This is a genomic window from Wolbachia endosymbiont (group B) of Erebia ligea (genome assembly GCF_947179575.1).
In the GTDB taxonomy this organism is placed as follows: Bacteria; Pseudomonadota; Alphaproteobacteria; order Rickettsiales; family Anaplasmataceae; genus Wolbachia; species Wolbachia pipientis_C.
Genome location: NZ_CAMXBW010000004.1, coordinates 23,237 through 45,685 on the forward strand (window position 1 = coordinate 23,237; position 22,449 = coordinate 45,685).

Here is a 22,449-nt window from a genome sequence, read left to right on the forward strand (position 1 = left end):
AATTCGCAGTAGTATTATAATGAGTAAGTTAAAAAAGCTTAGTGCTGGACTTTCTTTGACAGGCCTGATTGGTAGTGATGATATAGATATGCAAAGGGCAGGAAATAGAAAGAAGAAATATCAATTTTTGGATAAGACGTTCGCATGGATTGATGCGATGATAAATTTTATTTTTAAACGTGAGAGTAATAACGTAAATGAAGTCCTAAAAGTCACATGGGGACCACTATTTTTTGGTTTAGTGGTGATATTCATCTTTTTTGGAATAGGTGGTATTTGGTCAGCTATAGCTCCAATTGACGGAGCAGTGCATGCAAGTGGAGAAGTTATTGTCTCTTCAAATAGAAAAATAGTGCAACACTTGGGTGGGGGAATAATAAGCAAAATTTTAGTAAAAGAAGGTCAAGCAGTTAAGAAAGATGAGCCTTTAGTTTTATTAAGTGATGTTAACGAAAAGGCAAATTTGAGTATAATTAAAGAAAAACTCTTATCGTTTTTGGCAACTGAAGCAAGACTTATTGCAATTAGGGGAGACTTAGATACGCTAGAATTTTCTGATGAGGTTAAAAGATTATCTAACGATGAACTTGTAAATAAAGCGATAAAGAATCAGGTAGAGTTGTTCAACTCTCAGAGAAAGAGTATATTAGGAAAAACTGACATACTGCAACAACGTATAAAGCAGTTAAATGATGAATTAGCAGGGCTAAATTTTCAACTAAATGCAGCCCATAAGCAATATGACTTGATAACTGAGGAGTTAGAAACAAAAAGACAATTACTTGATAGTGGCCATATAAGTAAACCTCACATTTTAGCTTTAGAAAAACAGTTTGCTGACATTGAGGGTAGAGTTGGGCATTACCGTTCTGCAATATCTCAAGTACAGCAAAAGATTGGAGAAAATGAGTTAGAGATTATAAATGTGAAGAATGATGCTCAAGAAAGAGCAAATGCTGAGCTTAAGGAAGTTAATACATCTATTGCAGACTTAAAAGAGAGGCTGATGGTTTCTGAAGATTCGTTAGCACGTACAATAATTAAATCACCTCAAGATGGTATAGTTACAGATATAAGATACCACACTGAAGGTGGTGTTATACAATCTGGAGTTCCAATTATGAGTATAGTACCATCAGATGATGATCTAATAATAGATGCTAAAGTTTTAACCAGAAACATAGAAGAGATACTGTCAGCAAAAAAGAAAGATAGCAATATAGTCTCTATCGACGGACTAGAAGGGCTGAAAGTTAAAGTAAGGCTGAGCGCTTATAGTGCACGTCGCTTAAGTTTAATTAACGGTATAGTAAACCATATTTCCCCTGATGTTCTTGATGATCCAAGGATGGGGCGTTATTATTCAGTGCGAGTGGTGATACCAAAATCAGAACTTGCTCAATTTAAAAACGTATACCTATATCCTGGTATGCCAGTAGAGGTATATATAGTTACTCAATCCCGCACTCTTTTATCGTTCTTGTTTACACCTATAATTGCAACATTCGATAGATCTTTCATAGAGAGATAATTTATTTGGCTTTTCTAAAAAATTTGTTTACAGAGTTTGATATGCAAAAAAATTTACACACAAGTAGTGTATTATTTTATAATTATTTTCTATAATATGTAAATCTTTGATTTAAGATGCAAATGCTAACGTAAACATTAAAGGTTAATTAGTAAACTCAGCTGTATAATAGAATTAAAGGAATTAGTAAGATTTTTACCTTAATGAATTATAAATAGATAAACTTACCTAAAGTTTAATAGTGTCTGTTACTGCTTTTAGGTGTGAGGCTAGAGGGTTATTAGCAATAACAGACACTATTAAACTTATTATAGAATTTCCTTAAAGTAAATACTTAACTTAAAATATTATAATATTTTAACTTAAAATAGATTCATGTAAATGCTTTTTCCTCAAGTTAGTATCGTATTATTATATTTATTAAATGCTAAAAAAACATTAATCATCATTTACTTTTGATTCAATATTTAGCAAAACACTTGTGTATATCCTATAATCTCTGTTTGCATAGTAAGTTTATATATACTATTATATAGTTAGTTTTACAGCAAAAAATATGGTGAAGTTATTTGCACTATTGATAATATTTTACTCAAATATATCTGTTGCCTCTGCTCCTACTTCCTGGCAATTTGGATTTCCTGCTCCTGCAACTGAAGTAATGGAGGCTGTAGTTAGGTCACATTCGTTTGTGATGCTTGTGATGGTTACAATAATGCTTTTTGTGTGGGCGCTGCTTGCTTATATAGCGTTTCGCTTTCGTAAAAGCAAAGTAACAAACATAAGTAAAACTACCCATAGTGTTCCTTTAGAAATTATTTGGTTTGTTATACCAACTATCATTGTTGGAATATTAGCCTTTGAAAACGCTAAATTACTGAAGCTACAGGAAGAAATACCGAAAGCTGACATAACACTAAAAGTTATTGGCCATCAATGGTATTGGAGCTACCAATATCCAGAATATCAAGGTGTGTCATTTGATAGTTATATCAAGGGAAAAGATGACTTTATTGAAGGGGATTTGAAGCTATTCTCTGTTGATAATAACATCATTTTACCCGTTAATACTAACGTTCGTTTACAAGTTACAGCAGGAGATGTGATACACAGTTGGGGAGTGCCGGCTTTTGGTGTAAAAATTGATGCGATACCAGGAAGGCTGAATGAGGCGTGGTTTAATGTCAAAAAGCCAGGTGTTTATTACGGGCAGTGCTACGAATTGTGTGGTCAAGGCCATGGATTTATGCCAATTGTTGTTGAAGCAGTAAGCAAAGAAGATTTTAATAAGTGGATCGAAAATAGAAAATTAGTGAGTTAAATTTGGAGTATAGATATGAGTGATGTACCAAAGGGCATAAAGCGTTGGTTGTTTTCCACTAATCATAAAGACATAGGGACACTGTACATTATTTTTTCCATATTAGCTGGAATTATTGGTGGATTATTATCGTTGATTATTCGCACTCAGCTAATGCACATTAATATACTTAACAATAATTATCAATTATATAACGTAATGGTTACAGGGCATGCGTTGATAATGGTATTTTTTATGATAATGCCAGCCCTCATGGGAGGATTTGGTAACTGGTTTGTACCTCTCATGATTGGTGCACCAGATATGGCATTTCCTCGTATGAATAATTTAAGTTTTTGGTTATTAGTGTCATCTTTTATTTTGCTCATTCTCTCAGTGTTTATTGGTGAAGGTCCAGGTACAGGTTGGACTTTATATCCACCTTTATCACAGGTAATATCCCATCCAAGTGCAGGAGTTGACCTTGCTATACTTGCACTTCATGTTGCTGGTATGTCGTCAATTGTTGGGGCGATCAACTTTATAGTTACTATATTTAACATGCGCGCAAAAGGAATGTCATTAACTAAGATGCCACTGTTTGTTTGGTCTGTCTTGTTAACAGCATTTATGTTGATTGTTGCCTTACCAGTGCTTGCCGGTGCTATAACTATGCTTCTTACTGATCGCAATATTGGTACTTCCTTTTTTGATCCTGCCGGTGGTGGTGACCCTGTGTTATTTCAACATTTATTTTGGTTTTTTGGTCATCCGGAGGTTTACGTAATTATTTTTCCTGCATTTGGCATCATAAGTCAGGTTGTATCAACTTTTTCTCACAGACCTGTATTTGGTTACATAGGAATGGTTTATGCAATGATAGGTATAGCAGTATTTGGCTTTATGGTTTGGGCTCACCATATGTTCACTGTTGGGCTTAGTGCTGACGCTGCTGCATTTTTTAGCACTACCACAATTTTTATCGGTGTTATAACTGGTGTAAAAGTCTTTAGCTGGATTGCAACTATGTGGGGCGGAGCAATTGAGTTTAAAACCCCTATGCTATTTGCGTTGGGTTTTATTTTCATGTTTGTTGGCGGTGGAATAACGGGAATAATTCTTTCTCATGGTGGAATAGATAAGCTCTTGCACGACACCTATTATGTCGTTGCTCACTTTCACTATGTCATGTCGCTTGCTGCATTATTTGGAGCTTTCGCCGGTTTTTATTATTGGATAGGTAAAATGTCAGGTAAGCAATATAACGAGTGTTTAGGAAAGATACACTTTTGGCTCACTTTTATTAGCACCAATGTCACTTTCTTACCCCAGCATTTCCTGGGATTAGCAGGTATGCCAAGGCGTATACCTGATTATCCCGACGCGTTTATCCCTTGGAATTATATATCCTCAATTGGCTCATATATGTCCTTTGTTTCAGTTATGTTTTTTGTATTTATAGTTATACATCTCTTTAAGTGGGGCAAAAAAACTGGAGATAATCCTTGGGGGGGTGATACCTTAGAGTGGACGGTATCTTCACCACCACCTTTTCATACTTTCGAAAAGCCACCAGTGGTAAAATAAAGTGTACATAAGTGCTTTGTTAAACGTTGAATCGACAATATTAGATTTTTGGCATTTGCTAAAGCCAAGGATAATGTATCTTGTAGTATTTACTGCAGTTGCTGGAATGGTTGCTGCACCAGGTAGCATTCATCCTTTCCTTGCACTAATATCTCTTATGTGCATTGCTCTTGGTTCAGGATCTGCAGGTGCAATAAATATGTGGTATGACAGAGATATAGACTTGGTTATGGAGAGGACAAAAAGTCGTCCTATACCTTCGGGTAGAGTTTTTGCAGAAAGCGCGCTTGAGTTTGGTATAACTCTTGGAATATTGTCAGTATTTATCATGGCAATAGCAGTAAATTATATTTCTGCTGCTTTACTTGCAGTTAGCATATTATTTTACGTTTTCGTATATACAATTTGGCTAAAAAGGCGTACTCCGCAGAATATCGTTATCGGTGGTGCAGCAGGTGCTTTTCCTCCAATGATTGGCTGGGCGGTTGTAACTGACTCTGTAAGTTGGGAAAGTTTTATTCTATTTTTAATAATTTTTATGTGGACACCACCACATTTTTGGGCTCTATCTCTAAATAGTTCTAAGGATTATGTAAAAGCATCAATTCCAATGTTTAATATTATCCATGGACCGGAAAAGACAAGAAAACGTATATTAATTTATAGTGTATTATTGGTGTTAACTAGCTTACTCCCAGCACTATTTTTGAAAAAGGCTCTATTTTACCTGAGTATGGCAATTATTGAAGGTTGCGTTTTTATTTGGTTTGCCATATCAGTTATAAGGCTTAAGAGTCATAGCTCGCAGAGAAAGCTGTTTTCTTATTCGATCTCCTATCTATTTTCTCTGTTTGCTAGTATTATTTTTTGTTCTATTGACTTGTTTTGATTATGAAAGAACACAAAAACTATCTTTTACTTTCTCTTCTAATAATGCTAGTTGTAGCACTTTTCTTTATTTCCATAATAAAATTTAAAGGTGGGGCTTAAATTGCCTATATATCTATAAAATTTGTGATTTTATAGAAGCAGTTATATACTTTATTAATTCATTACAGTTAAAGATGAATAAAAAGGAAGTGACAATATATACAGATGGAGCATGCCTTGGTAACCCTGGTTTAGGAGGGTGGGCAGCAATCATATTATTTCAAAATCATAGAAAGAACATCTGTGGTAGAGAAGAAAATACTACAAATAATAAAATGGAGTTAACAGCAGTGATCAATGGACTGAAGGTATTAAAATTTCCTTGTAATATCAGTTTGTATACGGATAGCCTCTATGTTAAATGCGGTATAACAGAATGGATAAGTAAGTGGAAAATGAACGGCTGGAAGACAAGTAATAAGAAGTCAGTAAAAAATATAGAATTATGGAAAGAATTAGACGATGTTGCTTTGCAACATGAGATTAACTGGAAGTGGGTGAAAGCGCATAATGGTGATAAATACAATGAAGAAGCCGACAGCTTAGCAAGAAAAGCAATAATCGATGCTTAAAAAAATAGCTCTATCATTTTCTATAATTTTATTATTTATATTCTGCTTCTTTATCCCTTTTAAAGGGGAAGGTCCTTTAGAAATCAATATTAGTTATATTAATTTTTATATAAAGAAAAAAATATCAAAGATATTTACCAATTCGGATGTCAGCATGGAGAGTACCTCGGTTATTTGGCAGAAAGATGGCAAGCTAGTCATTACAGATTTAAAAATAACAAATCCTGACTTTACCATAGAAGTTCCTGAGCTTTTCGTACACTTTAAGTTAAGTTCCAAAAAGTTCTCTCAGGTTTTAGCTGGTAATGTACACATATATATCAAGAAGGAAGAGACCAGAGGAATAACAACATCTGTAATGACAGATAAGATGAGTAGTACAAAAAATCTGCTGAAGACAATAAGAAAAATTTTTTTCTACTTAAATGCAGACTCAAGGATTGAAATTACTAACATTGCTATCAATAAAAATATGGAAGGTGAATTCTTCATTGATAAAGTATATTTAGGAAAGGAGGAAAATTTTAATGTTTTGGATATTCGTGTTCATACAAAAGATAAAAAGGGGATTCTAGATGATTTATCTATTATGATAAAAAATCGCAATAATTTGTTAAATTTGTATGGAACATTTTATAACCTAAAGTTGGGGCTATTTAACGAGTTTTCCACACTAGTTAAAAGTTACAATTTGGACAAAGAAATAGGGTTCAAAGGGAACTTCTCAATGAGAATTAATGGAAGGGATGAAGTTATGGATGGAAACATATACGTGTTAAATACAGAGAGTCACTCAGGTAAAAACTTAGCCTTGACTAATGTAAATGTAAATTTGACATATAGTGATGAAATCATTAGCGTAAAAAACTTTCATTTTAAGTTAAATGATACTTACCTTTCTTTGATTGGCAAAATGAACTTTGGCACAAATCATGCTTTGCTTAGAGTTAATATTAGTAAACTTGTTGCAAAAGATTTATGTACTTATGTACCAGATGGTCTAGTGAACAATGAATTTAGAAAGTGGTATTGTAATAATATTGATGGGAATATTATAAATACAATCATAAGTTTTAACGGTAAAATCGATAGTTTAATAAATGATGATCTGTCAGGTATTGTAATTGTTGCTGATATAGAAAATGGCAGCGTTCAATTTGATGAGGATTTTGAACGAGTAGAGAACTTGAACGGTGAGTTAACTCTCAAGGATAACAATCTCAAAATTATTGTAAATAGAGCTAAGTTTCAGAATTTTACTATCAATAGTGGTCATATTGAAATGAACTCTCTCAATAAAGAAGATTCTGTTCTTACCATTAATGGTCAGGCTGTAAGTGATGCTTATGGGTTATATGAGCCTATAAAATTTAAGCTGGATGATGTGGTAAAATTTGAAAGAGATAAAGTAGGTGGAATAGCAAATTCTATATTCAATTTTCGTATTTTTAATCTAAATGGTGATAGTAAAAAAGTGGACTTCTCAGCAAATTTCTATTCTGAAATTGATAATTTGGTCGTATATAATGAAAGTCTTGGTAAGTATGATATTAAGCTTGATTTCGGCAGAGATTTTATTGATTTAAATGGCAGTGGTATGGTAAATAATACACAGCTGCTATTTGACCTCAAAAGTAGCAATAAAAATGAAAATTTTGCCTGGAGTTTGACTGGAGATTTACCTGCTCAAATACTTAATTTCGGTGATGGTTATATCAATGCAAATATAGAATCAGCGATAAATCAAGATAAGACTGGATATGTTAATGGTAATATAGATTTATCAGAGCTTGAGTTGCGTTCAAGCTACTTAGGATGGAAAAATCATTTTGAAGATCACAATGAAGTTTTATTTTCTACAAGGCTAAAAGGAGCAGGTAAGTTACTAATAGATAAACTAGACGTTGTAGGAAGTGATCTAGACATAAAATTTAGCGGAAGAGTAGAAAATGGAAATCTATATTTAAATTCTAGCAATTTTAAATTACCTGATAATAATTTTAGTATAGAAATTGAATCAGGTAAGGAGAAAGATGCCATAACTATTCACGGTGAGAAAATCAACTTAAGTGATGTGTTAGGTTTACTTGGCAAAGATAGTAATCGATTAAGTAACAAAATAGAAGTTACTATGAATGTTGACAATATAATTATGAAAGAAGGCATTACCATAGAAGATGCCAAGCTGAACGTAACTTGCGCTAAAGGTGATTGCAGTGGAAGTCAATTTACAGGAAAGTTTTCAGAGGATAATAGTAGTATATTAGCAGAATACAGTGAAATAGGGCTTGAAATATACGCGGATAATTCAGGTATGCTTTTGCGTTCTTTAGGGATTAGTAAATCAGTTAAAAACGGCAAATTCTCCCTTTATCTATCTTCTAAGAGAGAAAATGGAGGACATTATGGTATGTTATCTATCAGCAATTTCTATATCAAAGATGCTCCATTACTTACTACTTTATTATCAATGTCCTCACTTCCTGGCATTGTAAATGCTATAAAGAACGAAGGTGTGCATTTTTATAAGTTTAATGTACCTTTTTCATATAAAGATGGCACTGTTGAAATTGAAGAATCTTGGCTTGAAGGAGCGGAACTGGGCATTAGTACTAGTGGTACGCTCAATACTAAGGATTATAAGTTCCAGGTTGAAGGACAAGTAATACCGGCATACTCAATTAACAAATCTTTGTTGAAAATCCCTATAATCGGAAAACTTCTGACTGGTGGGAAGAGTAGGGGGATTATTTCAATAGACTACAAAGCAAATGGTGATGATAAAAACAATAACGTATCTGTTAATCCTATCTCTTCTCTCACTCCAAGCTTATTTAAGGTATCCGTTCAGAGGTGTGGTTTAAGAAACAACAGCTAGCAGGTTTTGAAAAGGGTTTAATTCCTTTTGTTTCCAAGTCAGATACAACGAAATTATCCGCTCAAGAAATCTATTCCCTCGCTCTGACTGTGCAAAATATGAATTCTTACGATAGACAACATAATGCCGTATCTGTCGCTCAACATGGTTATTCGTTAATGGAATATTCTCTGGGTCATCCAAAAATGTCCACATCATTGACTCGGATTTTATAATACCCTTTACCGTTCGTGAAGCTCCTTTTGCTTCAAGTATATAAGATATTTTTATCATGCAGTACTGTATGTATCTTCGTAATTCTTTAGCTTGCTTAGTGAACTTTGAAATACTAATTTCATTTTCTGACAAAGCGTTTTTTAATACAAACAATCCATTAGCTGCGTCTTTTAAACAATGGCCAAGTCTCATTACTTCACTATTCCAACTATGAGATAACCTCTCGAAATTTCTCAATAAGTGAGCCCAACAAATTTGTCGTTTTTCATCACTGAAGTGGTTGTAAACTGCATATCTGTCAGTAATTACCAGGTTTTTGTAATCACAAAATGCACTATTCTTTAAAAATTTCATTCCTCTTGTATCTGCTAACTTCATAAGACTTGCTTTATTGTTGGCAAACATCCAGCACCATCCCAATTTGCCTTTGTTGTAGTGACTGGTTTCATCAATATGCAAAATTTCGCTTGCTTTTATTTCTTCCTCTATTTGTTCATAGGCTTCTTTACATTTTGACGAAACCCTTGCTTCACTATTGGACACACTACCAACACTTATACTCATGTTAAAGATGTCTTTCATAATATTCGCTATTTCTCGCTTTGAATTCTTATAAAACCCACTTAGTGATGCAACTACTGACTTAACTCTAGGACCAAAGGTATCCGGTGTAACTCCTTCTGGTAATTTGCTACTCCTTCTTTTTCCGCATTTACGACAGCGACCATGTTCTAATTGATACTCAACTACGTAAGGCTTAATTTCTGGTAAATCAACTTTTTGATAGACATATGGTTTTTCCGATATTGCGATTTCTTCACCACACTCGCATCTATTTGGTAACTCTACCTTCACCACTCATCTGCTTCCATTTTAGCTCGGCAATTCCCCTTATGTCCAACTTGACCACCTATCTTCCTGCCGCCCTCTGACTTATCTTCTGGTGTGTCTTTTTTTATTTTGTACAGCTCTTTTGAACTTGGTAAAGATGAATTCCTTGAGTTTAAGCCGAGTCTCTCTCTTAGTTCAGCATTCTCTATTTCTAAGATTTTATTTTTTTCTTCAATCTTTGCTACTTTCTGCTCTAAGTTTTTACATAACTCTACAATACTGATCAACAATTGAAGCATCTAGCCTTACTTTACTATCAACATTTTGTGTTATTACTACTTTAATATATTATGTCAATTGTTTTTTATCCTTGCCACACCTCTGAACGGATACAAAAGAGGCCCATGGAGAAATTGAAACAGAGCATCCAGGATACTTAGGTAGCCAAGACAGTTATTATGTTGGTAATATCAAAGGTATTGGACGAATTTACCAGCAAACCTTTGTTGATACCTATTCCAGAGTTGCTTTTGCTAAGCTTTACACAGAAAGGACTGCTATCACAGCTGCAGATCTTCTTAATGATAGGGTAGTACCGTTCTTTGATGAACAGAAAGTATCATTGCTACGTGTTTTGACGGATCGTGGTACAGAGTATTGTGGCAGACCTGAAAATCACGCTTACCAGCTATATTTAGGGGTAGAAAATATTGATCATTCTCGAACCAAAGCTCGTTCTCCACAGACTAATGGCATATGTGAAAGGTTCCACAGAACTATGCAAGATGAATGTTACAATATTATCTTTAGAAAGAAAATTTACACCTCTTTGGCAGAACTTCAGTTAGACGTAGACCATTGGGTGCATTCTTACAATAGATCTAGACCGCATTCAGGTAAATATTGCTATGGTAAGACTCCTATGCAAACCTTTTTTGATAGTATGCATATTGCTTATCAGAAAAATATTGATAGCATTAAACAGGATGCTGGTTTTGACTTTGTTAATTCTTCTGTCAGTTAATTCATGCCTGTCAGATCAAGTCTAAACTATTACAGCTAAAAAAGCGTTTAGAAAGATCGACAATGAAATTTGGCATAGTTTATGGAAATGGGCAAAGAAAAGACATCCTTGTAAAGGATTACGTTGGATAAAGAATCGTTACTTCAAAGTAATGGGTCAACGCCAATGGGTTTTTGCTGCACCCCTATGCAAGAACAAACCAAAAGAGATACGGTATTTAAGACTGCTTAAGCTGATTGATATACCTATCAGACGACATGTTAAAATCAGAGCGGATGCAAATCCCCTTGACTTAAAATGGAAAAAGTATTTTGATGAGAGAGTGAAACGAACAAGAATGTTAGCAAGCTCTTTCTCAAGAGAAGGTTCTCTACTGTTGGTGTCACCATTAAGAATGATGTTTCCTGAGGAATCATGAAGGACAAGCCGGTTCTAGAAAAGAAGAACTTAGATAAGGGGCTCAAGCGTAGTGTGGGGAAACCTGCATGCTGCGTTTCTAAGGGAGGGGGTAGTAGTAATACTGCTTCCTTACCTGACCAGCTTGCTCGTGATAAAGGCTTTGAAAAACGTGCTCAACTTTATGCTGCTAAGGCTTACTCAAGGCAGGCTGATAAAGGTGGTAAGTACATTGATTTAAAGAAGGTTTTCTTTATTGCTATTTCTAACTGTAATTTATTTCCTGACAAGCTTGATTATATATCTAGCCATACCATAAGAGATGAAAAAACTAACGAGCATGACTTAAAAGATTTTCAATTTGTCTTTATTGAGCTGCCAAAGTTTCCTAAGAGTAGAGAAGAGCAGCTAGAAAATGTAGTAGATCGTTGGCTATTTTTTTTCAGTGCGACCTGGAAGGTCATGGTTTTGTGGTGGTTAAATTCCATCTTCCCAGACATCAGGGATAATGTATATCTCACATTTCAAAGAGTGGCAACCTCTGGGATGCAAGCATGAGATAAAAGCAGGTAACACTAAATCTCGTGGTGAATCCCTGCAAACAGAGTTAGATATGATTACGAGAGAAACCTATGTTTGAATTGTCGTCAAAGCATAATATGCGAAAAGAGATTGAACTACGCATAGACCAAAATGGTACGAAGCAAAAAGGGAACTAAAGATTGAAGACTTTAGTTATTGATGTTCCAAGCTTCCGGCAAATAGTAGGAATCTAAGTTTAACGTGAAACGAAGCCATGGAACAGAGTAACCACATAGAAGCTCTTATATTCATTAAAATATAAGTAAGTAGCCAGCCACAAGCTACTATGTGGAAGGATTGTTTAAGAAGCTAATGCCCAAAGTAATATCTGGGATATGCAGACGTAAACACTTTAATTTGGAAGGTAAAGTGGTGAATAGTAGTGAATATGTTATGGACCAGCAAAAAGTTAGGTATGAATGGAATGGAATTCCTTGGCGCAAGCTAAAGAAATCTTCATTTAAGCTACAAAAACGAATTTACCAAGCTTCTAAATGTAATGATATCAAAAAGATGCATAATCTTCAGAGATTATTACTCAAATCAACAAGTGCAAAAACACTCGCTGTTAAGAAAGTAACACAGGACAATAGGGGGAAGAAGACTGCAGGTATTGATGGAAAAGCTAACCTTAATCAAAAAGAAAGATTACAACTATCATATTCTTTAGATATAAAAGAAAAAGCAAAGCCATCAAGACGTGTCTGGATTCCAAAATCTGGTAAGCCATCGGAGCATCGCCCACTTGGTATACCCACTATATCGTGTCGAGCAAAACAAACACTTGTAAAAATGGCTTTAGAACCAGAATGGGAGGCAAAACTTGAGCCAAACACTTATGGTTTTAGACCTGGTAGATCATGTTATGATGCAATTGAAGCCATATTTGATGTGCTAAAACAGAAAACAGCATATGTATTAGATGCTGATATTTCTGGATGCTTTGACAATATTAACCATAATAAATTGCTTGAAAAGCTCAATACCACACCAACATTAAAGAAAATCATAAAAGGATGGTTAGGAGCTGGTGTTATGGAAGATGGAAAGCTTCAATCCACAAAACGTGGTACAATTCAAGGAGGGACGATCTCACCGTTGCTAGCTTGTGTTGCATTACACGGATTAGAGCAACATGTCAAAAAAGCATTAACAAACGAACTCTTTCAATGCATGAAAAGAAAATATGGTAGGATATCGCATAGAAACGCGCAAAAGTCTATTAGTGTAATTTTCTACTGTGATGATTTTGTCATCATACATGAAAACGAAGAGATTATTCTTAAAGCAAAAATTTTAGTTGAAGAATGGTTAGAAACCATTGGACTAAAATTAAAGCCCTCTAAAACAAGAGTTTCTCATACATTAAGAACCATTGACGAAACAAAACCAGGATTTGATTTTCTTGGATTTTCAATAAGACAATATCCAATAAAAGAAAGTAAGAAAGGTTACAAGTTATTAATCAAACCAAGTCGTAATTCTATAAAACAGCATACACTAGCTATTAAACATAAACTCAGAGAAATGCGTGGAGCACCACAAGAACGGGTGATAAAGGATCTCAATCCAATAAACAGAGGATGGAGTCAATATTACTCCTCGGTAGTTTCATGTAAAATCTTTAGCTCATTGGATAATATTATGCATAGAAAACTCTGGAAGTGGGCAGTTTTTAGGCACCCAAACAAAGGGAGATGCTGGATAAAAAGAAAGTACTTTAAGAAGTATAATAACGAAAACTGGCGCTTTATGACAAGTAACAAGGTACGTCTTACTATACACAGCGATCATGTTATTAAACGACATATCAAAGTGCAAAAAACCAGATCCCCATATGATGGTGATTGGGTATATTGGGGTAAACGTCTGAGAAAAATACCAGATAAGCCACTAGGAGTAATAAAATTATTGAGGTTGCAACAAAGTAAATGCGATAATTGTAGACTATGGTTTAAAAGTGATGATATAATAGAAATACATCACAAAGACCGGAATAGACGAAACAATATGATCACAAACTTATCTTTGTTACATGGACATTGTCACGATGAATTACACAGGAGGTGTGCATGAAAAGCACCAAATTAGAGAGAAGCCGTATGAGGCGCAAAGTCTCACGTACGGTTTTGCAGTCGAGTGAGGAAGGGCGACCTTCTTCACTTAGACAACAATATGCAGAAGAAACAACTGATGAAGATTTAAGGAAAATAGTAGAAAAATCACCAATAATAAAGTTAGCATATGATGAATTAGATAAGTTTCATTGGAATGAGAAAGATCTTGTGGCTTATGAAGAAAGGGTAATGGATTTACAGAAAGAAGCTGCTATCTTAGAACAAAAACTCGATGATGCTACTCAAAAAGGTAGACAAGAAGGCATCCAAATTGGCCATGAAAAAGGCAGAGAAGAGAGCAAAAAACAGGCTAAAATTGCTGTGGCTAAAAACTCACTTAAGGCGGGTGTTTCTATTGATGTGATTGCTGAAATAACAGGGTTTTCTGTTGATTATATTAAGAAAATTCAAGAAAAGGAGTTTTAGCCATAACGTTTTTTTATTAAACCCTCTATTCTAGTAATTTTAATATTGCAATCCATTCTAATGTCTGTACAATGCCTTTTTTACCTAAATACTTAATAGGAGGGGTTAATGCCAACACAGAAAGAGCTTCGGGCTACGATGTCCAAAAAATTACAGGAAGCTATTAAACATCCAGATACAACAGTTGCTGCCGGAAGGAAGTCAGCTATCAAGAGATGGGTGGGAGTCCTTCAAGATAACTTTATGGAGCACATAAAATACTTCAAGGATGATAAGCTGAAGTTTTTGCACAATGTATTCCAAGATGAAAGTTGCTGGTCAGGTGTAAGGTTGGATAATGCTTCTTTAGGTCAAAGATTTACTGAAGAGAAAGTAGGTGGGGTAGATAATTCACTTTCAGAATATGATATAGCTTGTAGGTATTGCGTAGTAGATAAAATTCACCATCTCTTTCAAGAGCAGTTTGAATCTTACAAAGGTAGTTTTTCCTCGAATGCAGTTGATGGTTATGGTAATCCTGTAACTGACATATACATAAGAAACTCACTGTTGAACGGTATGAAAAGGGAAGATCCTGTATTAAGTTTCTGGATCGATAGAGAATCTGGGGAATTAAAGAAGTATGATGCAGTAGAAGGTTTTGATAGTGCTGTAAAACTTAAGTGGAGTGAAGGGGTAGAGTATTTTTATAATCATTTAAAAGAAGAAGATAAGGAAAAGAAGCTCACAGAAGCTATTCTTGCTCTTTCTCGTCCTCAATCTGTTGAGAAAGACGCCCCTATTTTAGATTTCTGTATAAGGAATGTAGATGATAAAGATACTCTTTTACAAGAATTATTACGGAGAGATGATGGAGTATATTGCTTTTTTAGTAGATTAATACGTTCGTGTTTTTTTGATACAGTTCATGATTTGGTGCAGTGCTGGTGTTATAAAGAAGTTTCAGCATGTGGAAGCCATTCAGAGAAAATATTTTCACAGGATAAGTATGAACTTCTTCTTTATTCACTTTCAAATGTGATGTTGAAAAATCCTGAGTCAAGCGTTCAAGCTAGATCTCTTATCATGGAGATTTGGAAGTGTGACCGCTTTACTGAATACAGAAAGACTTCTGTTAATACTTCTAATTATACAGTTCCTATAAAGAGTGTACTTGGGGGATTAATCATTAATTGGAAACGAGGAGATGTTTGTAAGCCTGATGAAGAAAAGAAAATAGAGAAAAAAGAAATATTAGATATAATATCATTTGCTCGAGGTTCCTTTCCTGAAAAATTTGAACTTTTTAAAGAAATCATGATAGAAAACCTTAGATTATGTGGTAGAGAAGGAATGGAAGAAGATATAGACTATGGTACTTTCGCAAAAGAGTTGTTTTCTGAGTTAGAAGAAGCAACTTTACCTCCTAGAGATGATGGTTCCGGTGATTATCGAAGACGGTCCATATCCATAGTGGAAGCTGAAGATTCTAGTCTTTCTATTAGACATGATGGTTCTGGTGATGCTCCGAAATCCATTCTTGGAATCCCTGGTGTAAGTGATTTTTCTCGCCGTAGCAAGTAGAAAGGTATATTATATGAATAATGGTGATGGGTTTATCAGAAGTTTGGTCAATAGAAATCTTGAAGGTTTTAGACGAGAGTTTGAATCCTTTTTAGATCAGTGTCCATCTTTCTTGTATCATGTGGGTACGGGTCGTTTCCTTCCTGTATTCTTTTTCAGTATGTTTGCTACTGCACATGACGCAGGTGTTTTAGCTCCAGATGAGAGAGTCTATATTCGTTTTGATAATCATGGTATTGATACAGATGGTAGGAATAGAAATACAGGAAACCTGAAGGTTGCAGTCTTAACTAATAAATCCCTTGGTAAAAAGCGAGTTGTCAGGTGTTACAGCATCTCTGATGTCCCCAATAGTGATGGGTTAAGATTTAGTGAAAGGGAGAAAAATTCTCTAGTGCAAGAGATTGGACGGGAAAATTGGGATTTAAGGGAAGAAGGCCTAAGTTTTGAGCAATACAAAGTGTGTACGCATGGGAAAGGCAAGAGCCAGGGAGAGAAAGGAGCAGTAGTATTTGAAGAGATTCGCGAAAAAGATCCTCGAGGTGGAGATAGATTTGCCAAATATTCAGCATCTGAAATCAATCTTATTAGAGTGCTCTTAGAAAATCACGAATTAACAATTAAGGAAATAGAAGGGATGGACCTCAATCAAAATCAGCATGGACAGCTTGATGAGTTGGTCAATTTTGCACAAGTCGGGCCTGGTCAACAAAGAATCGACGGTTTTATAGGGATGCTAGCAAGTAACAATGAAGAAAATACAGAACGTCAAATAAATGAAGAAATTTTGCCATACATAACTCGAATCTATCGTCATTACTCAGGCACACTAGAAAATGATATTCAAAATCGTAATCAAAAATTTGAGAGTCACGCGGTTTTATTAGGTTTGTTAGCAAATTTTAGTCACCTCTACACGATAGATATTGACCTTGACTTGTCCCCTGGAAATTCATATGTTGCTTTTCTTGTACGTCGTCAAGCAGAGAGAGAAAACATTCCTATCGGTATTAATGTTACTAGATGGAGAACACCGTCTGATATTGCATTAAACCGCGCTAGAGGTGACGCTAAAAGATTACATGCTTCTTCATTTATATCTATTCATACTGAATCAAGAAATACTGTCTGTGTTGGATTAAATTTTAATTTAAATCGAATTCCTTTTAGGGTTGATACAGTAGGGCTTCAACAGGGTAGGTTTCCTTTAGTACAAAGATTGTTTGAGTGTTTGGAGAATGAAGGAATTAGAGAAAATATTAGAGATTTCTTGCTTCAACATCTTCCTAATGAAATACCAAGAAATGCAGAGAATTATAATAGAATATTTGATTGCATAACTGGTTTTGCTTTTGGAAGTAGTGCTTTTGATAATGGGTATATACCAATACAAAGGAATGGAAAAAGAAGTAGGTTGCAAGCAACAAAACATATATTCAGATATGATGATCCAGATTTAAGAAGATGTTTAACTATGGTCTTTCATGTTCAAGGTTTGCCTATAGTCATACTTGACGTTAGAGCTTACAATATGCAACAACAAGGGGCAATCAATTTAGAAAATCTTAATGTTGGTAGAAATAATCCTAACGTTTATAGAGTATCATGTATACTTAACAATCAAGATAATCAAGTGCACTTAAATACCCGTGTAGATAATCTTGGTTTATATCGCGGTTATCAAAATGCAAATAATTTTCTTGCTGGTGATCTTATACAAGTGCCTAATGCTGAAAATGTACATGGTATTTCAGAAAGGGTTATGAATGATAGCTGGCAAAATAGAGATCAGCATAGAGTATTACTGATGGCTATTTCTATAGTATTAATGCCAGAGAATATGAACGGTGATGCAATAATAGATGTAGATAGCAATGACAAGTTTAGGTCTATGTTACATGGTGTATTTTATGCTAGTGACGATCCTGATAAAGTGCTTGCTATGTATAAAATTGGTCAAACATATAGTTTGAAAAGGAGGCAGGAAGAAGAAGGAGAAAGGGTAATGCTCACAAGAATTACAGAACAGAGATTAGACCTTTTATTATTAAGACAATCTACGGAGAATGCTCCAGATACTCACCCGATTGTATATGTATTAGGATTTGCTGATAATGCGGAAGAAGTAGCACAAAAGGAGAATAACGCAAAAGATCGAATAAAAGAACTTATGAACAGGCAAAGGGGATATTTGCCTATTACTCCTGGAAATGAGGTGGTTTTATCTTCTGCTGTATTTAATGCAGGTGCACAGAGAGTAGAAGATCTTATATCTATTCCACAAGAACTATATATACATAGGCTTGACCGCAGTACTAGAGGATTAGTGGGACCTGAAAGTGTTATTGATGAAAATCCACCAGAAGGTCTATTATCAGATCAGACTCGTGAAAATTTCAGGCGCTTTTACACGGAAAGAAAACCAGGACAGAACTCGATTTTTTTGCTTGATATAGATGATAATCTGCACGTTCCATTTAGTTACTTGCAAGGTACTAGAGCACAGGTAATAGAAACATTAAAGTCAAGAATAAGGGGAGGTGATAATTCCATTCCTACAGCACAAGAGATAAGAAGACAAATAAGAGATATTCTTGGAAATCAAGGGATAGAAGTAAATGATCTACTTACACTAGAATTTGCGACGAGAAATGGACATTATGATTACTGGCTTCAACAAATTGATATAGCTCACGCTGGAAGATTGCGATATCAGCTTCGTACTGAAGGTAATCACACTTTTGAAGTAGCTAATTTGGCAAGGAATGACGGTAACGAGCACATTGTTAGAGTATTAAATCAATTTAGGGAAAATGAAGAACAACAGCGTTTAACTTTAATCATTACTTTAAATAATACTCATTGGGTTACACTAGTGATTGAACGTCAAAATGGGAACTATGTTGGGTACTATGCTGATTCAACTGCTACTGCTGTTCCAGGTGGTATTATCGATATCATTCAAAATAACTTAGGAAATAATATCAGGATTAATAATGTTTCTGTTCGTCAGCAAACAGATGGTTGGAATTGTGGTTTATGGGCATTAGAAAATGCTACAGATATTAATAGAGTCCTAAATGAAAATCCTGGAGAACAAGTTCAGAATGTTGTAAATATTATGCGTGATTTTCTTGGAAGAGGCCACCCAAACAGAGATAGAAATTACTTTCAGAACATAAGAGTGAGCATTTCACAATTATTCAGGAATGATCCGGGATTTCAAGATGTGCAATTGCAAGCATACATTCAAAATAGAGAACAAATTGATCCATTACTACGTACTTATCTAGAATTAGGATATCACAGAGTGGGAGGAGGGTGTGGACCAGTAGAAGCACCTATATCGCTTAGTGTTAGTGATTCCAGTAATTTTGGTGGCCTGCCACAGTCGAGTTTAGAAGGTCCTGAAGCTAGTCGTGTTTCTGACCTTAGCAAAGGTAAAGGCGGTAGGTAGAGGTAATCGGTAGATGAAAGGAGTGTAACAAAAACCTTATGCATCAAGTAGAGATTGTGAGCAAATTTAAAGAAGTTAAGATGGGTAACCTGTTTTTTTCTACTTGCAGCAATGTTTCAAAAAGTATATGTGTCAAGTTGGGTAAAGTTGAAGGAGGTTCTTAAATGAGCAACTATTAATTTGGTAGTGTATAACATTAATAAATTTAAACGATGCAACCATTTCCAGCAACCAAAATCAGCAAGTATGAGAACAAGTTTTTTTGGGATGGATTGGTCTACCAAATGATACATACGAACTTTTCAATATAATGATTTTGCTATACGCTAAAACTAGCCATATTAGACCATTTCATCCATATCTACATACGAACTGTTTTGCCTAAGCTTATGGAAATAATTTAAATCTTCTATTTTTATAACCTTATTTTTACGCGGCTTGTTCTCACAAATATACGATCTATTTTTATCTTTTCAAAGAAAGTAAACAATCAAATTACTATTAGCGCTATCTACTGTAATATTCTTCCCAGAAGTGCTCTTGAACACACGTTGCTTGTGTCATCGAAGGTAAAAAGATTTATGATTGGTCTTGCAAGTTGATAGATTATTTGGTAGTATGCAAGCTAAGCTGATTTGCAGTTAGGTAAGAAAAGTAGTTTAATGTGTTAGTGGTGATTTGTGTATTAAAAATCAACAAGTTGGTAAAGAAATGGTCTGCAAATTAGAAAAGGAATCAATAAACTTGTTGAATGTGTTCAGCAAGGTATTTAGAGGGGGGAAAAATGTTAAGTGATTGGTCTTCAGACATGCAATCAATTAATTCTATTCAAGAAATACTTAAGCAGCTAGGTCCTAATGGTACAGGTGAGAATGGAGGAGGAGCCTATTCTATCAGAATAGTGTCTCCTTTGGTTAAATGTATTGCAAATATTCTTGGGAGCGTAGGTGAATGCTGTGGACTTCAAGATGGAAAAGGAGTGGTACGTGAGTTAGGAGAAGAAGTAGAAAATTTACTTGGTACACTTGAAAAAATGAAGAATAAAGCTGATAGGCTTTCTGACACAAGTTATACACTCGAAAAACAGATAGAAAAATTACAACAAGATCTAAAAAATAATAATTATATAGAGGAAATGGCATCAGAAGTAGAAGGTAAGCTTCTGTTGCAGTTGCAGGATGTAGAAAAAGAACTCAAAGATAGTAAAGCTACGATAGACAATCTAGAGATACCGTCTCGTCAGTCAACAAAAAAATTATAAAAATTGAACCTTAAGCTGTATTGTAAAATCACAAAATACTGCCAACTGTTTAGTGGTATAAAGATTATTATAGTTAATGTATATGTTGATAAGTAAATTAGTTTTATATATAAGACAGCAGGAATTTACTTATCAACATATACATTAACCAACTACATTAAACGAATTTATATAAAATACTATTTTATATTAGATGGTAGCATCTTAAATTACTAAAACTTCAGTCAACCTCCTAGCCCTGTAGTTTTTAATATGGTCAGGATTAAAAGCACTTTTGGATCTCAGGATACCAAAAATAATATGGAGTAGTTTACGCATTGCAGCACCAACGATGGCCATATTATGCTTACCCTTTTCCTTTAATCTTTGGCAAAAGCTCATAATGATAGGATTGTGATTCTTAGCTACTATAGCAGGAAAGAAAAGTGCCTTACATAATGTTCGCGAACCAACTTTACTTAATCTGGGCTTGGCATGTACAGATGAACCTGACGTTATGTTTCGTGGTATAACTCCTGCATATGCTGCCAATTGCCTGGCATCTCTAAAAGCCTTTATGTCAGGAACTTCAGCTAAAATAGCTATTGCTGATTCCTCTCCTATTCCTGGAATAGTTAATAAAAGTTGAAAATTTTCCAACAATTCTTTGTGCTGTTTTAGTAGTTCACGTACAGAGTTTTTTATTGTTTCTATTTTTTGTTCTATGTTCATTGCAAGGTCTTCCCAAGCATTTGCAACTTCTTTTGGCAGTCTCTCTTTTTTTTCTAAGTGGTTATTTACTAATGTCAATTCATCTTTTAACGCAGCCGAGCAGCGATAAAGATGTTTTAGTTTTTTCAATTCAGAAGAAGGCGGTGTCCAGCGAGAAGGTTCCTGTCTTTGGCAATAATCAGCAATAATTTCTGCATCAGTCTGATCATTCTTTTGTCGTACAAGCTTACTCCTCGCATAAGATTTAATACAATAAGGATTTATAACACTAACAAAATGCCCAGTATTGTGCAGAAATTCAGCCAAAGCTCCGCTATAACAACCAGTAGCTTCCATACAAGCTTTCACTTGTTCTACGTTATGTTTTTGTAGAAAGCTCAGTAGACCTTGAAACCCATTATCATCGTTCTTAAAGCTCCTTTTCCTAGCTTCACGTTTTCCTTTTTTGCTTATGAATGAAAGAAAGACATCAAAACGTTCTTTTGAAATGTCTATGCCTAAAAAATTGTTGATCATATATAACCCCGTACGTTACTATTAAAATGAAAAGTAAGGCTTACCTTGTGAATACAGAATTAGAACCACTTAGGTTTTTCTATGATACCGTCCAGCCTATACTTTTGAGGAGGAAGCTCTTATCTCACGAGCAGATTCTTAATCTTGGACAGGTTTCAGAGTTCTTCCTCCTCCATCTAATATTTAAGCTTAAAACATTAGATGCTTTTTTCAAGATACAAGATAGGTTACGTGCCTGAAACGTTAATGAATTCGAGTTTTGTGTAGGTATAACCATAATATACTCCTAAATTAAAAAACTAACGCCACGGTAGCATTTATGTGTTAATAAAATTATAATATTTATATCAGCATAATTACTTTCCAGATAAGTTTACTTTATTAAAAACTTCAGGAAAATATTGTACAATTACTCATGAACTTTGGTAAAACTTACGGCAAACGCTAATGTATCTTTCAGTAAAAAAACTTTACAGCATTTTGCTAAGCTAGTTGAGTTTACTAAGCAGCCCACTCAAGAATTAGCAGAAAGACTATTTAATAGATCATGA

At 34.7% G+C, this 22,449-nt stretch carries 12 protein-coding genes and 5 pseudogenes; 15 read left to right on the forward strand and 2 right to left on the reverse strand.

The features are described 5' to 3' along the window. Window positions 1-19 precede the first annotated feature (19 nt). The 6 genes from OM962_RS06345 to OM962_RS06370 all read left to right on the forward strand — a co-directional run bounded on the left by OM962_RS06345 (window position 20) and on the right by OM962_RS06370 (window position 8,798). Window positions 20-1,531 carry an HlyD family type I secretion periplasmic adaptor subunit gene (locus OM962_RS06345; protein ID WP_264331189.1) on the forward strand — a complete coding sequence of 504 codons (1,512 nt, stop codon included), beginning with the start codon at window positions 20-22 and terminating at the stop codon, window positions 1,529-1,531. 556 nt (window positions 1,532-2,087) lie between these two features. After that, on the forward strand, window positions 2,088-2,852 hold the full coding sequence (gene coxB, locus OM962_RS06350) for a cytochrome c oxidase subunit II (RefSeq protein WP_264331190.1): 765 nt from the start codon (window positions 2,088-2,090) through the stop codon (window positions 2,850-2,852). A 15-nt stretch (window positions 2,853-2,867) separates the two neighbouring features. Beyond that, on the forward strand, window positions 2,868-4,418 hold the full coding sequence (gene ctaD, locus OM962_RS06355) for a cytochrome c oxidase subunit I (protein ID WP_264331191.1): 1,551 nt from the start codon (window positions 2,868-2,870) through the stop codon (window positions 4,416-4,418). A 1-nt stretch (window position 4,419) separates the two neighbouring features. Then, the gene (locus OM962_RS06360) at window positions 4,420-5,307 is read left to right on the forward strand and encodes a heme o synthase (protein ID WP_006013853.1); all 888 of its coding nucleotides are present in this window, start codon (window positions 4,420-4,422) and stop codon (window positions 5,305-5,307) included. A gap of 175 nt (window positions 5,308-5,482) precedes the next feature. Continuing rightward, entirely contained in the window at window positions 5,483-5,920 is a 438-nt protein-coding gene (rnhA, locus tag OM962_RS06365; protein ID WP_264331192.1) for a ribonuclease HI, read from the forward strand. Beyond that, window positions 5,913-8,798, forward strand: coding sequence for a DUF3971 domain-containing protein (locus OM962_RS06370; protein ID WP_264331193.1), 2,886 nt, complete (start codon window positions 5,913-5,915; stop codon window positions 8,796-8,798). The genes rnhA and OM962_RS06370 overlap by 8 nt, the downstream gene beginning before the upstream one ends. Here OM962_RS06370 and tnpC read toward each other — a convergent pair. Continuing rightward, window positions 8,781-10,132 (reverse strand): annotated as a pseudogene (gene tnpC / locus OM962_RS06375) (IS66 family transposase). The gene OM962_RS06370 and the pseudogene tnpC overlap by 18 nt on opposite strands. A 107-nt stretch (window positions 10,133-10,239) precedes the next feature. On the opposite strand from tnpC, the pseudogene OM962_RS06380 reads away from it, so the two are divergent. The 9 genes and pseudogenes from OM962_RS06380 to OM962_RS06420 all read left to right on the forward strand — a co-directional run. Then, window positions 10,240-10,869, forward strand: a pseudogene (locus OM962_RS06380) (integrase core domain-containing protein); the annotation flags it as partial. A 28-nt stretch (window positions 10,870-10,897) separates the two neighbouring features. Continuing rightward, a pseudogene (locus tag OM962_RS06385) lies at window positions 10,898-11,002 on the forward strand (group II intron maturase-specific domain-containing protein); the annotation flags it as partial. Between the two features lie 18 nt (window positions 11,003-11,020). After that, the gene (locus OM962_RS06390) at window positions 11,021-11,287 is read left to right on the forward strand and encodes a hypothetical protein (protein WP_264331194.1); all 267 of its coding nucleotides are present in this window, start codon (window positions 11,021-11,023) and stop codon (window positions 11,285-11,287) included. Continuing rightward, window positions 11,284-11,709 (forward strand): annotated as a pseudogene (locus OM962_RS06395) (PD-(D/E)XK nuclease family transposase); the annotation flags it as partial. The gene OM962_RS06390 and the pseudogene OM962_RS06395, both read left to right, overlap by 4 nt. A gap of 510 nt (window positions 11,710-12,219) precedes the next feature. Beyond that, window positions 12,220-13,923 (forward strand): group II intron reverse transcriptase/maturase, encoded by a 1,704-nt coding sequence (ltrA, locus tag OM962_RS06400; RefSeq protein WP_264330835.1) that lies wholly within the window; start codon window positions 12,220-12,222, stop codon window positions 13,921-13,923. A gap of 95 nt (window positions 13,924-14,018) precedes the next feature. After that, window positions 14,019-14,390, forward strand: a pseudogene (locus tag OM962_RS06405) (nuclease/transposase family protein); the annotation flags it as partial. A gap of 108 nt (window positions 14,391-14,498) precedes the next feature. Next, window positions 14,499-15,953, forward strand: a complete 1,455-nt coding sequence (locus OM962_RS06410; protein ID WP_264331196.1) for a cytoplasmic incompatibility factor CifA — start codon at window positions 14,499-14,501, stop codon at window positions 15,951-15,953. Window positions 15,954-15,966: 13 nt separating this feature from the next. Continuing rightward, the gene (locus OM962_RS06415) at window positions 15,967-19,410 is read left to right on the forward strand and encodes a cytoplasmic incompatibility factor CifB (RefSeq protein WP_264331197.1); all 3,444 of its coding nucleotides are present in this window, start codon (window positions 15,967-15,969) and stop codon (window positions 19,408-19,410) included. Between the two features lie 784 nt (window positions 19,411-20,194). Continuing rightward, on the forward strand, window positions 20,195-20,671 hold the full coding sequence (locus tag OM962_RS06420) for a hypothetical protein (protein WP_264331198.1): 477 nt from the start codon (window positions 20,195-20,197) through the stop codon (window positions 20,669-20,671). Window positions 20,672-20,875: 204 nt separating this feature from the next. On the opposite strand, the gene OM962_RS06425 is transcribed toward OM962_RS06420, so the two are convergent. Next, a complete protein-coding gene (locus OM962_RS06425; RefSeq protein WP_264331199.1) occupies window positions 20,876-21,898 on the reverse strand; it encodes an IS110 family RNA-guided transposase in 1,023 nt (340 codons plus the stop codon). Window positions 21,899-22,449: the final 551 nt, after the last annotated feature.